The organism is Telluria sp. RT2P19 (assembly GCF_059685725.1).
This window is the reverse complement of the sequence record NZ_JCASIL010000018.1, coordinates 26,262-39,757: the sequence shown is the minus strand read 5'-3', so window position 1 is coordinate 39,757 and position 13,496 is coordinate 26,262. Positions and strand designations below refer to the sequence as shown.

Sequence of the window (13,496 nt, the reverse complement as noted above, 5' to 3'; positions counted from 1 at the left end):
GTACGCCGCGCGGCAACCGGGGTCAGGCCGGCAGGGGCGGGGCCCTGCTGCGGTGGGCAGCGCGGATGGCCGTGGCGGGCGGCAAGGCCATCCCATGGGAACGCACGATGCGTGCGACGGGAGCGCCCAGCAGCATCAGGCTGCCGGGAGGGTGGGCAATCACGGCCAGGTCGAATTGCGATATGCAGGCCGGGCAATGCATGCCGGGATGGACGGCTCTGTCGTCCGAAGCGCCGTCGACCACACCGGACACATCCAGTGCGACCAGCCTGGCGCCGGCCGACATGCAGACGTCGACCCAGGTCTTGCCCTGGTGCGCAGGGTTGGCCGCAAAGGCCGGTGCAAGCATGCCCCACAGGATCGCCAGGGTGGCGAGCCAGAGGATGATGGAGCGGTTGCGTAGCGTGTTCATGGTGTTCTGCTGCTGTGCTTTACAGGGTGCTTCGAGAACGATTGGGCCGTTCTTTCAAAACATTTTGAATTTTCAGAAAACAGTGAAATTATGCACCGGAACTTCAGTTTTGTCTGGATAGGAGAGTGACTTTGTCGGGTATTACGCATGTTTGACGGTCGGCCGCACCAGAATGGTGAGGCGTGCCGTGTGCACGTCCCGGCGACGTGGGATAATCCATCTTTCAAAAGCATCGAAAAGTTCTCGACCATGACGCCACTCGTCCAAACATTCGTGAGTCACTTCGGTGAGATGGGCAGCCGCTGGGGCATCAACCGCACGGTGGGGCAGATCTACGCCCTGCTGTTCGTCACCGAGGAACAGCTGCACGCCGACGACATCGGCGAAAAGCTCGGCATTTCGCGCTCCAACGTCAGCATCGGGCTCAAGGAATTGCAGTCATGGGGGTTGGTGCGCCTGTCGCGCATCCCCGGCGACCGGCGCGAATATTTCACGTCGCTCGGCGACGTCTGGGAAATCTTCCGCGTGGTCGCGGCCGAGCGGCGCCGGCGCGAAGTCGCCCCGACCCTGTCGGTGCTGCGCGAATCGCTGATGGCCAACGCCAAGACGCCCGAAGACCAGTTCGCCCAGGAGCGCATGCGCGAAATGCACGAGCTGGTCGACCTGGCCAACAACTGGTTCGACGACTTGCAGCGCCTGTCGCCCGAATCGATGTCGCAGCTCATGAAGATGGGTTCCAAGGTGCAGAAGCTGCTGTCGGCCAAGGACCGCCTGTTCGGCGCCGGCGCGGCCAAGGACCCCAAGGAAGACTAAGCGCCGATCCCGGCAGGTTCCAGGGGCGTGTTGACGGCCTCCAGAGACGTGCTCGCCGCTTTCGCATCACGGGCTAGACTGGGGTTTTGTTTGCCAGGCCATCCCTCATGAACATCGTCTGTATCGCCTGGGGCTCGCTGCTGTGGAAGCCCCAGTGTCTCAAGCTGGCCTCGAGCTGGCATCCCGGCGGCCCGCCGCTTCCCCTCGAATTCGTGCGCCAGAGCGACGACAGTTCCGAGCTGGCGCTGGTGATCTGCGAAAGCGCACGCCTGGCGCCGACCTATTGGGCTTATCTCGACACCCACGATCTCGATGAAGCGCGCGCCATGGTGCGCGCGCGCGAGAAGATCGCGCCCGAGCACCCTGAATGGATTGGGAGCATTCCGGCGCTCGATGGCGCCGAGGAAGACCCGTGCATCGGGGCCTGGCTACGTGCGAAACGCATCGACGCCGCGGTCTGGACCGCCGTGCCGCCGAAGTTCGACGGCCAGAACGGCCGCGTGCCGACAGCCGACGAAGTCGTGGCCTGGCTGGACAGCTGCAGTGGCGAACAGCGCGCAGCGGCCGAGGACTATATCCGCCGCACGCCGGCCCATATCGATACCCGCTACCGGCGCGCCATCGAAGCGCGCCTGGGCTGGCGGCCGCTGCGCGAAGCGCACGTCACCCAGCGCCGCTGAACCGTCTCAGGGATACAGCGGCAGCACGCGCACCGGCGCACCCGGGTCGCAGGCCAGCGCAGCGAGCGCGCCCTGCGGCAGCGGCAGCACACCCGGCTGCGGCTCGGACTCGACCACCACGACGCGAAAACCGTGCTGGCGCGTGGTCGCCACCAGCGTGGGCGTGGCGCCCCTGGGTTCGCCCGAGCGCACCAGCGCCAGGCGGCTGTCGCGCGTCGCCCGCAGGTCACGCAGCTTGGCCTGCAGCACCGGACCGCCATCGAAGATGTCGATATAACCGTCGAAATGCAAGCCCTCCTGCTCCAGCAGGCGCCGCGCGGGCACGGTATCGGCATGGGTCTGGCCCATGGCCGCGCAGGCATCATGCCCCAGCAGGTGCGTGTACATGGGAAGGCGCGGCACCAGGTGTTCGATGAACAGGCGGTCGCCCTTGCCGCACAAGTCATCGGCGGCGTCGAAATCCATCCTGAAGAAAGGCCGGCCGACGCTTTCCCAGAACGGCGACGCGCCGTGTTCGTCCTGGAAGCCGCGCATCTCGGCGAAGATCGTGCCGCTGAAGAGTTCGGGGAACTGGGCCATGAACAGGAAGCGCGATTTCGACAGCAGCTTGCCGTTCCAGCCCTTGCGGTAATCCGGATGCAGGTACAGCGAGCACAGTTCGGATGCGCCGGACAGGTCATGGGTCAGGTGCAGCGACTGGATCCGGTTCACCAGCCCGGTGGTCGGACTGGCGTGGACCGAGGTGCTGATGCGGTAGTTATAGAATGGCTCGCTCAGGCCGACCGCGGCCTTGATGGCCGAGACGCCGCAGACGCGCGCGTGCGCCATGTCTTCCAGCACGAACAGGTAGTCGGCGCTGGCCGGCGCGGCTTCGCCGGCAAACGAGGCCGCGACCAACGCCAGCCGCTCGCGCAACGCGCCGCGGTCGGGCTTGAGGGTGGTCATACCGGCGCCGGCGCCACTGGCCAGATCGAAGATGGCGTCGAGATCGCTTTCCACCGCATTGCGCACCACGAGCGTGGGGCCGCTCATGGCTGGCACCGCGCGGGGTCGATGCAGGACTGGTCGATGCCGATCGACGCCGCCAGCGCCGCGCCGTCTTCCCCCAGCAGCAGTGCGGCGTAGTAGCGTCCGGCGCCAGGGGCCGACTGGATGCCGTAGCCGCCCTGCCCCGCGGCCCAGAAAAAGCCGGGCAGCACCGGATCGTAGCCGCCCACCAGTTCGCCGTCGGCGACGAAGCTGCGCAGGCCGGCCCAGGTGCGCGCCGGACGCCGGATGCGCAGGGTCGTGAGGCGCTCGATATGGTCGATGGCGATCGCGATGTCGAGTTCTTCGGGCTGCACATCGTGCGGCGCCACCGGCGCGGCATTGCAGGCAGACCCCAGCAGCATGCCGGCATCGGGCTTGATGTAGAACGACTCCATCACGTCGAGGAACAGCGGCCAGTGCGCCGACGGCATGCCTTCCGGCGGCGCGAAAATGAAGGCCGAGCGCCGCTTCGGCACCAGTCCGACCGGGGCGGCGCCGGCCATGCGCGCCAACGCATCGGCCCAGGCCCCGGCGGCATTCACGACGACCGGCGCGCGATAGCTGCCTGTGGCGGTATCGACCCGCCACAGGCCATCCACGCGCCGCAGCGCACCGACCGCGGCGTCGCACACGACCTGCCCGCCCTGCCGGCGCACGCCGCGCAGGAAACCCTGCAGCAGGGCGTCGACGTCGATGTCGGCGACGTCGTTTTCCAGCACACCGCCAGCCACCTGGCCGGGACGCAGCACCGGCAACAACCCAAGGGCCTGGCGCGCATCGACGCGCTCGACGTTCGGCGATACCGCGCGCACCGCCGCCTCATGGGCATCGAGCGCGGCTTCCTGGCCGGGCGCCGCGAACACGAAGGCGCCGCGCGGCGCCAACAAGGGATGTGTGCAAAAACCCGGCGGCGGCTTGTCGAAGAAGCCGCGGCTGGCGCGGGTCAGCGCGCGCACCTGCTGCGGGCCATAGCTTTCCATGTACAGCGAGGCCGAACGTCCGGTGCTGTGGTAGCCGGGATGCGCTTCGCGCTCCAGCACGATCACGCGCGCCTGTCGCGACAGCCAATAGGCGATCGATGCGCCCGCCATCCCGGCGCCGATCACGATGACATCCGCAGTGTCCTGGTCCATACGATGACTCGCTTCACGCCACTGGAGGGCGCATAATTTTCAAAATAAGAAAATTCTTCTAATATTGAAAGATATGCCAGCGAACGTGGGCGTGCAAGCATTTTCGCTCATCGAGAACGCCCGCCGTTGCCGGGATTTTCTCGATCGGAAAGCACTGGATGGTCGCGGCGGCGACCGTGGCGCATGGCGCAAGCCTACTTCTTGGGCTTCCTGGTCACTGCAGGCGCGGGGGGTGGCGCCACCGCATGCAGCGTGGGCGGCGGCGTATCGACCAGCGACGCGTACATGTCCTCCGACGTCGCGTCGTCCGAGGTGCATACCGACAGCAGCCGGCAGGTGCCCTCCGAGGCGGCGATATAGGCGTGCGCCATGCCGCTGTCAAAATAGATCGAGTCGCCCGTCTCGAGCCGCACCGGCGCATACAGCTCGGTGTACAGGTCGATCGTGCCTTCCAGCACCAGCGCGAATTCCTCGCCCGGATGGCGAATGAGGTCGCCGAATTCTTCCAGCGAACGCACGCGCACCTCGGCGAAGATCGGCACCGCGCGCTTGTTGAGCAGGTCGGCCGCCGGATACAGGTGGCGATAGTGCGGCGTGTCGATGGCGTAGCCGGTGCCGCGCCGGTTGATGCTGCGGCGGCCGCTCGCGACCGGCGGCGCCGATTTTTTTTCGGCCGCCGGCGTGCCGCTGAACAGCTGCGAGATATCGATCTCGAGCGCATTGCAGATGCGCAGCAGCTTGTCGTAGCTGAGCGACATCTTGTTGTTCTCGATCTTGGAGATGGTCGACATCGGCATGCCGCTCTTCTGGCCCGCCTCGATCAGGGTCATGCCGCGTTCCTTGCGGATGCGCCTGAGCGATTCGCCCAGGTTGCCCCCGCTATCCGCTCCGTGATTGATCGCGCGTTTCATGCCCATTCCCTGTCCTTGCTGGAACGGCCATTATAAGGCGGGGCTGCCAGGATTGAAAACGCACGAAAGTCGGCTTTCCATGTCGTTAAATTCCTGCTTCGTCAGTAATTCAGATTCCAGCCGATCAGCTGTCCCACGACGCCCAGCCAGACCACGCCCAATAGCGCCAGGGCCACCAGCACCGACCAGGTCAAGGTCAAGCGCGTCGCCCCGGCCTGGCGCATGCGCCAGGCGACCCAGACGCCGGCGCCGGCGGCGCCGATGGCGAGCAGGCCGCTCGCCTGCAACAAACCGACCAGCCAGTCGATCCCGCTGTGGTAGACCGTGACGTGGATGCTGAGGATCGGCTTGACCAGCATGAACCAGGCCGCCGCATACAGCAACGACACGAGCACCGCCACGCGCTGGATGCGGCGCAGCCTTCGCACTTCCAGCGTGGCGCCGCTGCTGGTGGCGCTGGTAACGCCGTCGGCACGCCGCAGCAGCGCTCCCAGCGGCCAGGCCAGCAAGGTCGCCAGCAACACCAGGAAGGACAGCAGCAGGATACCCATATTGAGCGGGGCCGAATTGACGAAACGGTCGGCCTGCAGCACCGAGGTTGGATTCTCGCTGTCGATCACGGTCTTGACGCCATCCAGTTCGCGCAGCGCCAGCAGTTGCTCGCCGTCGACCCGGCGCCATAGCTGGGGGCCCAATTCGCGGTAGGTGGCGATCTCGCCCAGGCCGTCCGGCAGCGTGATGGTGCCGTCGGGATTGGCCGTGATGACGGTCTGCTGCAACAGGTAGAACAGGCGCAGGAAGCCGTTCTCGACGCGGCGCGAACTCTGGTAGCGGCCCGCGATGTGCTGCGCGTCGGCGACGGCCGAGGCCAGGGTCGGCTGCGCCGGACCTGGGGGGGCCGGGAAGTAGCGGTCCATGAAGCCGTCCATCAGCTCCTTGCGCGCGCCGTACGCCGCGCTGTCCTTGCCGCGGCTGCTGAAGGTGAAGTAGACGCCCACGCCTTCGTCCGGCAGCAGGGTCAGCTCGGTATGGTAGACGATGGTGTCGCCGCCGTGGCCCAGCACGGTGCGCCCGTTCTGGGTCAGGCGAAAGAACCCGTGCGCCATCGTGGCGAAGCCGGGCAGGCTTTCGTGGCTCGGGGCGTGCATGCGTGCGGTGGTGGCCGCGTCCAGCATCGCGGCGCCATCCAGGCTGCCCTGCTGCAGGTGGGCGAGCATGAAGCGGCCCATGTCGGCCGCGGTCGTGGTAAGGCCGCCGGCCGGCGACGTGATCACCAGCTCGAAGGGCGACGGCGGGCCGCTGGCCACGTCGTAGCCCTTCGACAGGAAGCCGGGGAAGTCCTTGGGTAGTGGTTGCACGAAGGTCGAATGCATCATGCCGAGGGGCTTGAAGATGTGGCGCTCGACATAGGTCTCGAACGGCATGCCGGACAGGCGCTGCACGATATAGCCGGCCAGCGCCACCCCGTAGTTCGAATAGCCGGGCACCGTGCCCGGCGCGAACAGCATCGGGCGCGGATGCTCCTTCAGGTAGCGCTCGGTGCTTTGGGCCAGGGCCGGATCGTAGGCCATCAGGTCCTTCAACCCTTCCTCGAAGCCGGCGCGGTGGTTCATCAGGTGGCGCATGGTGATCGGCTTGCCGTACGCTTCCTCGATCTTGAAATCGAGGTAGTCGTTGACGTTGCGGTCGAGGTCGATCTTGCCCTGCTGGACCAGTTGCATGACGGCGGTCCAGGTCAGCAGCTTCGCGGTCGAGCCGGGCCGCACCAGGCTGGTGGCCGCATCCATCGGCACCCTGGCCTCGACATCGGCCAGGCCATACCCTTTCTGCAGCAGCACCTTGCCGTCCTTGACCACGCTGATCACCATGCCGGCGATATCGCCGCTTTTCAGCGCATACGGCACGCGGCCGTCGAGCCAGGCGCCGAGGTCGGCGGCGTCGAGCGGCTGCGCCGTGGCGCCGGCGGGTTCCCGCGTCGCCGGCTCGGCCGCCGGCCTGGTCACGGCGGGCTTGGGAACGGCGGTCAGGTCGGCCGGCTGCGGCTGCGCCGGCGCCGGCGCCGGCCAGCCGAGGATCGCGGCCGCGGCGAGGGACATGAACTGGGTACGCGCTTTCATCGGATTCCTTGGATCGGTCAGTAGTGGGGGTAGAAGCTCAACAAATGGTGGTAAATGGCCAGCGCGGTCAGGATCGCGAAGCCCAGCACCCACAGCAGCGGCAGCGCCAGCACCAGCGCACCGCGGGCGCCGCGCGTGACCAGGGAGCGCAGATGCCATAGCGCCGCCAGCAGCCCGCCCGGGAAGGCCAGGAAGCTGGCGGCCTGCGCCAGCGCCACGACCAGGCCTGGATCGCCGTCCTGCATCAGCACGAAGGCCAGGCTCCACAGGACGGCACTGGCCAGCACCAGGCAGCAGGCCACCCGCACCCAGGCCAGGCTGCGCTCCGGCGCGGCAACGCCATGGCGGCGCCGTACCCGCGCCGCCACCGGCCAGGCCAACACGGTGCCCAGCGCCAGCGCCAGCGCGCCGAACAGCGCCAGCCGCATCGCGGGACCGGCCATGAACGGCACCGGCTCGAACACGAAGGCAAACACATAGGGCTCCAGGCCCCAGCGCACGACCTTGCCGTCGGCCACCCGCGCCTGCAGCCGGCGCTTGCCGTGCTCCTCGTGCCACAGGAAGGGCTTCACCTCGCGAAAGGTGCTGCGCGCGCCGCCGATCTCGAGCGCCACACGGCCATCGGCCACGGCCTCCACGCGCAGCGGCGCCAGCAGCTGCAGCAGCGACACGAAGGTCGAGTCCTCGCGCCGGGAATTGCGGTAGGCGCCGGCCAGCATCTGGGCGTGGGCGGCCGCCGTGGCCGCGTCGACGCCCGGCCCGGCGGGTGGGCGGCGGTCGGGCAGGTAGCGGTCGGCAAAGCCCTCGTACAGGCGTTCGCGCAGCCACTTGCCCAGGTCGTGGCGGCCCGCTGCGTTGACCGACACGTACAGGCCAATGCCCTGGTCGGGCAGCAGGATCAGGTCGGAATGGAACAGGTTGGTATCGCCGCCATGGCCGACGGCGCGGTGGCCGTTCATGTCCTGCTGGTAGAAGCCCAGGCCGATGCCGTTCAGGTCGGGCATGCCGCGCGTGATCGTCGTGTGCATCAGCTCGACCGTCTCGGGCCGCAGGATGCGCTGGCCGTCGAGTTCCCCACCCTGCAGGAAAGCCAGCATGAAGCGCGCGATGTCGCCGGCGGGCGCCGCCAGGCTACCGGCCGGCGCCAGGTTGACGATCTCGTAGCCCTGCGGCTCGTCGTCCACGCTCAGGTAACCCTGCGACATCTGGCCGCGCAGCGCCGGTGGCAGCGGCTGGCGGAAGGTCGACTGGCGCATGCCGAGGGGCGCGAAGATATGCTGTTCGACATAGTCGTCGAAGGATTGCCCGGCGACGCGCTCGACGATGTAGCCGGCCAGCGCGGTGGCCCAGTTCGAATAACCGGGCGTGGTGCCGGGGTCGTACAGGTAGGGCGGGATATGGCGTTTCAGCACCCGGGCCTGGTCCGGCGCGCTGTCGCCAATCACGATCAGGCCGCGGCCCGCCTCTTCCAGTCCGGTGGTATGCGTCAGCACGTGGCGCAGCGTCAGCGGCTGCCCCCGGCGCGCCGGCACGGCGAAGTCGAGGTAGCGGTTCAGGTCCGCATCGAGATCGAGCTTGCCCTGCTCGACCAGCTGCATGACCGCGGTCCAGGTAAACAGCTTGGAGATGGAGCCGGGACGGAACAGCGTGCGCGCCGGGTTGACCGGCAGGCCCTTGCGCCAGTCGGCGTAGCCATAGCCCTTCTCGAGCAGCGGCCGGCCGTCCCTGACCACCACCACCACCGCGCCCGGCACGCCGGCAGTGCGCAGGGCGGAGGGCATCATCCCGTCGAGCCAGGTCTCGAGGTCGGCGGCGTCCAGGACCGGCGCTGTCGCCGGCGCCGTGTCCGGCACGGCCTCCTGCGCCATGACCTGGGCGATCAGGAAAACGCCCAGCACCAGCACCGCGGCGCGCAAGGCGGCCCGGATGCCGCTTGACACACGCATCAGAAGTTCCGCGCCAGGTGCACGCCAACGGTACGCGGCTGGACCGGGGTGGCGCGCAGCGGACCGCCGAACGCGGTCAGCGCCGTGTCGGCATTGTTCAGTGCGCGCTTGTCGGCCAGGTTGCGCACGAAGGCGCCCACCTGCCAGGCATCGATCTCCATGCCCAGCTGCAGGTCGGCCAGGACGTAGCCCGGCATGCTGAAGTAAGGAATCGAGGTCTCGGGCGAATCGAAGCCGGCATTGCGCTGGCCCACGCCGCGTATGGTGACGCCGGCGTGGCTGCGGTGGCCGGCCAGTGCGAAGTCATAGCGTCCGCCCAGCGCGGCCGACACGCGCGCGCTGTACGGCAGGCGCGCGCCGGACGGGCCCAGCGCGGGCGCGTCCTCGGTGAGCTTGGCGTCGGTCCAGGCCAGGCTGCCGTCCACGCTGAAACGCTCGTCGAGCTTGTAGCGCCAGGCCAGCTCCAGGCCCGTGGACTCGGCCTTGCCGGCGTTGCCGGTAAGGGTCGTGGCCCCGACCGCGATCGGCTGCTGCAGCTTGTCCCAGCGAATGTTGAACAAGGCCGCTTCGATGAACAGGCGCCGGTCGAGCAGGTCGGCCTTGTAGCCAAGCTCATAGCTCCACAGGGTATCGGGTTCGAACGACAGCGGCGCGCCCGGCACCAGCTGGCCGTCCTGGTCGATCGCCGGCGGGTTCGGGCCGCCGGGACGGTAGCCGCTGGCGGCGCGCAAGTACACGCTGCTGGTCTTGTCGATCGAGTAGCGCGCGGTCGCCAGGTAGGTCTTGGAGCTTTCCTTGCCGGCCGATTCGAAATCCTTCACGCCATTGGTGACCGTGCCATACACCTGGCGATTGCGCGCCGAGCGCGCGCCGACCGTGAACGACCAGGCCGCGCTCGGGTTCCAGGTCAGGTCGCCGTAGACCGCGTTCTCCTGGAACTGCGAAGGCTGGCCCGAGGTCACGAAATCCATCTGCGAATCGTCCGGCAACTGGGCATAGAGGCGCTGGAAACGGTTGCCGGTTTCCTTGTTGTGATAAAAGCCGAGCAGCCATTCGAGCGGGCCGCGGCTGGAAGTCAGGCGTACTTCGGCGGTGCGCTTGCGCAGGTCGATATCGTTGTCGAGGCCCGCGAACGCGAGACCCTCGCTGCCGACGATCTCGGTGGCGTCGAGCGCCGTCTCGCCCTTGAAACGCTGGGCCGACGTGATCACGTTCAGGCGCGCCCAACCCATCTCGTATTCGAGCGTCCCGGACAGCACGCCGGTCTTGATCTCGTAGGGCTCCTCGCGATACAGGAACTGGGTCAGGTCGCCATACATCGGCTGGCCGGTGGCGGCGTCGTACTGGGCGATGACGGTGCCGTCGCGCTCGATGTTCTGCTGGGTCGCGGTCAGGCGGATGCGCAGCTTCGAGCTCGGATCGAACAGCAGCGAGGCGCGTATGCCGCGGGTGTCGCCTTCGTTGACATCGTCGCCTGTCACGCGGCCGACCGATTTGATGTAGCCGCCGTCATGTTCGTTGAAGGCCGCCACCCGCAACGCGGCGACGCCCGGGCTGAGCGGCATGTTGAACACGGCGTTCTCGGTGTGGCCGAGCGAGCCGCCCTTGCTCTGGCGCAGCGTCAGGCCGGCCTTGCCCGAGAATCCGCTCGGATCCGGATCGTTGGTGACGTACTTGAGCAGGCCGCCCATGGCGCCAGCGCCGTACAGCGTGCCCTGGGGACCGCGCAGCACCTCGACGTGGTGCAGGTCGAGCAGCGACAGGTCGAGCGCCGACACCGCCTCGCCGACGAAGCCGGTGCTGGAACCGAAGGCCACGTCGTCGATATAGATGCCGACGGTCGGCGCGCTCATGCTGCCCACCGAGACGCCGCGGATCGCCACCTGGCCGCGCCCGGGACCGCCGTCGCTGTCGACGTGCACACCCGGCAGCGAGCCCACGTAGTCGGTAAGCGAGGCGGCGCCGGAGCTGGCCAGCGCCTCGGTATCGATCGTCTCGACGCGCAGCGGCACGTCGCGGATCGGCTCGCGGCGCCGGGTGGCGGTTACGGTGACCACTTCGGCCGCGCCGATGGCGGCGGCGGCCGGCGCGGCCTGGGCCGCAACGGACGGATCGACCGCCTGGGCGGCGGCGGTATCGGCAGCCACCATGGAGACGAAGGCGGCGACCGCCAGGCATACGGCCCGGTAGCGCGGAAGACCGCTGGGAACGGGAATCGACGACGGCAAGACGCTTCGGTACATGATGCACTCCTGGTGGTGGAACTGCGGTCAATACGTTTTTGACGACTACGTTGCTACATCTGCAAACAGCTGTTATTCGGGAGGTCGAACGACCGGGATCGCGATATGCGACGGATACGCCGCCGAGCGGTAGATGCGATGGGTCGCCGCCTTGAAGTCGCTGTCGCCGGCCTCGAAGATATTGGGGACGAAGGTTTGCGGATTGCGGTCGATGAGCGGGAACAGGCTGCTCTGGACCTGCACCATCAGGCGGTGGCCCTTGCGGAAGGTGTAGTTCTGGGTGTGCAGGCTGAACGGATAGGCGAGCACCGCGCCGGGCCGGATCGCCTGCGGCTTGCCGAAGCCGTTGCGATAGCGTGCGCGGAACACCTCGTTCGAGACCATCAGCTGGAAACCCGACATGGCCCAGTTGGTCGGGATGTGTTCCGGATAGACATCGATGAGCTTGACGACCCAGTCGGCGTCGCTGCCGCTGGTGGAGGCGAACAGGTGCGCCGTGATGTCGCCGGCGATCGTGAGGTCGGCCTCGAGCGGCGCGCTCTCCCAGCTGAGCACGTCTGGACGGCCATCGACGAAGCGCTGGTCCTCGACCATCCAGGTCGACCAGCCCGAGCCGCCGGGGAAATAAGTGGCCTGGATCGGGCGCTGGCGATACGGCACCGGGTGCGCGGGATCGGACACGTAGCTGTCAAAACCGGCGCCGGCTCCAGCGCCGGGTGGCGTGAACGACAGCGCGCGGCCGGCGCCCAGGTACAGCTTGCGCTGCTCGACGCCCTGCTTCGGCGGCCAGGCGTTCCAGCGCCGCCAGCGGTTGCTGCCGGCCTCGAAGGTCAGCGCCTCGGGCAGGTCCAGGCTGCCGCGGTCCTTCAGGTGGAAGGCGAACCACGGCACTTCGATCTGCTCGCGGTAATACTTCGCCGTCGCGCTGTCGAACCCGATCGCGCCCAGCGCATCGCCCGCACCCATCCTGGCGCCGCCGTGCTTCCACGGTCCCACCACCAGATGGTTCACGCCCTTGCGGTCGTTCTTTTCCAATGCCTGGTAGATGGTCATCGGGCCATAGAAGTCTTCCTGGTCCCACCACCCGGCGACGTTCAGCGTCGGCACGGTCGTCTCGCGTGCCCGGGTGTCGAACGCCCTCGCCTGCCAGAAAGCGTCGTAGGTGGGATGGGCGGCGAAATCGTTCCAGGTTGCGATCTTCCCTTTGAACAGCTGGCGGTTGACGTTGGCCAGCGCGCCCAGTCCGAGGTACCAGGCATAGGTGTCGTAGCGGTCGAAGGCGTACTGCGCGTTGCCCTTGCCGCTTTCCATCATGAAGGCGTACTCGAAGCCGTAGCTCAGGCGAAAAGCGCCATTGTGGAAGAAGTCGTCGCCCCGCCACATGTCGGCCGGCGACGCCATCGGCGCGATGGCCTTGAGCGCGGGATGCGGCTCGAGCGACGCTTGCACCGCGGTCCAGCCCAGGTAGGAGTTGCCCAGCATGCCGACCCGGCCGTTATTCGACGGGACGTTCGCCAGCATCCACGCGATGCTGTCATGGGCGTCGGTGCCCTCGTCGAGACTGGTGGTGTCGCCGAGCGCGCGCGCCGGGCGCAGCATGGCGAATTCGCCCTCCGAGCCGAATTTGCCGCGCAGGTCCTGGAAGGCGAAGATGTAGCCGTCGTCCGCCAGTTCGCGGTAGCGGGTCGCGATTGCCTGCGCGGAGTCGTCGATGCCGTAGGGCGTGCGCAGGAACAGGATCGGCAGCGCGCCGGTCGCCCCCGCGGTTGCCCCCACGGTTGCCCCCGCAGTTGTTCCCGTAGTTGCTCCACCTGGCACGAAGATCCGGGTGCGCAGCTTGACGCCGTCGCGCATCGGGATCATGGCGTCCGTAACTGTCCACGGCTCGGCACGCGCTCCGACAAAACCAGCCTGGCCTGCCGCAGCGCTGTCCTGGGCACTGGAAGGAGCGGGGTGCAGCGCCAGCATGGCACCCGCGGCAAGGACCAGGGACAGGCGTGACGCGATCGTGCCGGGCAAGCTCATTGACGTCTCCAGAGACAATCTACACTTTATTTATTTCTAAATTTGAAAATCATGCGATTTCAGAAATATATTCGATTATCGTGGAAACTTCAAAGGCATTTTGACTATCCCGTGTCAACCAGACACAGGACGCATCGTTGACAACGGCAGCCTTCCCTTCCTAGACTGGAACAACCGCCTAGCCATC

General features: G+C 67.4%; 10 protein-coding genes. 2 read left to right on the top strand and 8 right to left on the bottom strand.

Going from position 1 to position 13,496, the window contains the following annotated elements; all coding sequences use genetic code 11:
* Positions 1–22 precede the first annotated feature (22 nt).
* The gene (locus AC56KW_RS20015) at positions 23–412 is read right to left on the bottom strand and encodes a DUF2946 family protein (RefSeq protein ID WP_497172425.1); all 390 of its coding nucleotides are present in this window, start codon (positions 410–412) and stop codon (positions 23–25) included.
* 249 nt (positions 413–661) lie between these two features.
* Here AC56KW_RS20015 and AC56KW_RS20010 point away from each other — a divergent pair, with 249 nt between their 5' ends.
* Together AC56KW_RS20010 and AC56KW_RS20005 are read left to right on the top strand one after the other, a co-directional pair.
* Positions 662–1,225, top strand: a complete 564-nt coding sequence (locus AC56KW_RS20010; RefSeq protein ID WP_497172424.1) for a GbsR/MarR family transcriptional regulator — start codon at positions 662–664, stop codon at positions 1,223–1,225.
* A gap of 107 nt (positions 1,226–1,332) precedes the next feature.
* The gene (locus AC56KW_RS20005) at positions 1,333–1,905 is read left to right on the top strand and encodes a hypothetical protein (protein ID WP_497172423.1); all 573 of its coding nucleotides are present in this window, start codon (positions 1,333–1,335) and stop codon (positions 1,903–1,905) included.
* A 6-nt stretch (positions 1,906–1,911) separates the two neighbouring features.
* On the opposite strand, the gene astA is transcribed toward AC56KW_RS20005, so the two are convergent.
* The 7 genes from astA to AC56KW_RS19970 all read right to left on the bottom strand — a co-directional run bounded on the left by astA (position 1,912) and on the right by AC56KW_RS19970 (position 13,309).
* Positions 1,912–2,937, bottom strand: a complete 1,026-nt coding sequence (astA, locus tag AC56KW_RS20000) for an arginine N-succinyltransferase (protein ID WP_497172422.1) — start codon at positions 2,935–2,937, stop codon at positions 1,912–1,914.
* Positions 2,934–4,067, bottom strand: a complete 1,134-nt coding sequence (locus AC56KW_RS19995; RefSeq protein WP_497172421.1) for an NAD(P)/FAD-dependent oxidoreductase — start codon at positions 4,065–4,067, stop codon at positions 2,934–2,936. The genes astA and AC56KW_RS19995 overlap by 4 nt, the downstream gene beginning before the upstream one ends.
* Positions 4,068–4,261: 194 nt before the next feature.
* Positions 4,262–4,978 (bottom strand): helix-turn-helix domain-containing protein, encoded by a 717-nt coding sequence (locus AC56KW_RS19990; protein ID WP_497172420.1) that lies wholly within the window; start codon positions 4,976–4,978, stop codon positions 4,262–4,264.
* Positions 4,979–5,079: 101 nt separating this feature from the next.
* Entirely contained in the window at positions 5,080–7,095 is a 2,016-nt protein-coding gene (locus tag AC56KW_RS19985) for a serine hydrolase domain-containing protein (RefSeq protein WP_497172419.1), read from the bottom strand.
* 17 nt (positions 7,096–7,112) lie between these two features.
* A complete protein-coding gene (locus AC56KW_RS19980) occupies positions 7,113–9,041 on the bottom strand; it encodes a serine hydrolase domain-containing protein (RefSeq protein WP_497172418.1) in 1,929 nt (642 codons plus the stop codon).
* Positions 9,041–11,284: a TonB-dependent receptor gene (locus AC56KW_RS19975; RefSeq protein WP_497172417.1), complete on the bottom strand. Its 2,244-nt coding sequence runs from the start codon at positions 11,282–11,284 to the stop codon at positions 9,041–9,043. The genes AC56KW_RS19980 and AC56KW_RS19975 overlap by 1 nt, the downstream gene beginning before the upstream one ends.
* A gap of 72 nt (positions 11,285–11,356) precedes the next feature.
* Entirely contained in the window at positions 11,357–13,309 is a 1,953-nt protein-coding gene (locus AC56KW_RS19970) for a CocE/NonD family hydrolase (protein ID WP_497172416.1), read from the bottom strand.
* Between the last annotated feature and the right edge of the window lie 187 nt (positions 13,310–13,496).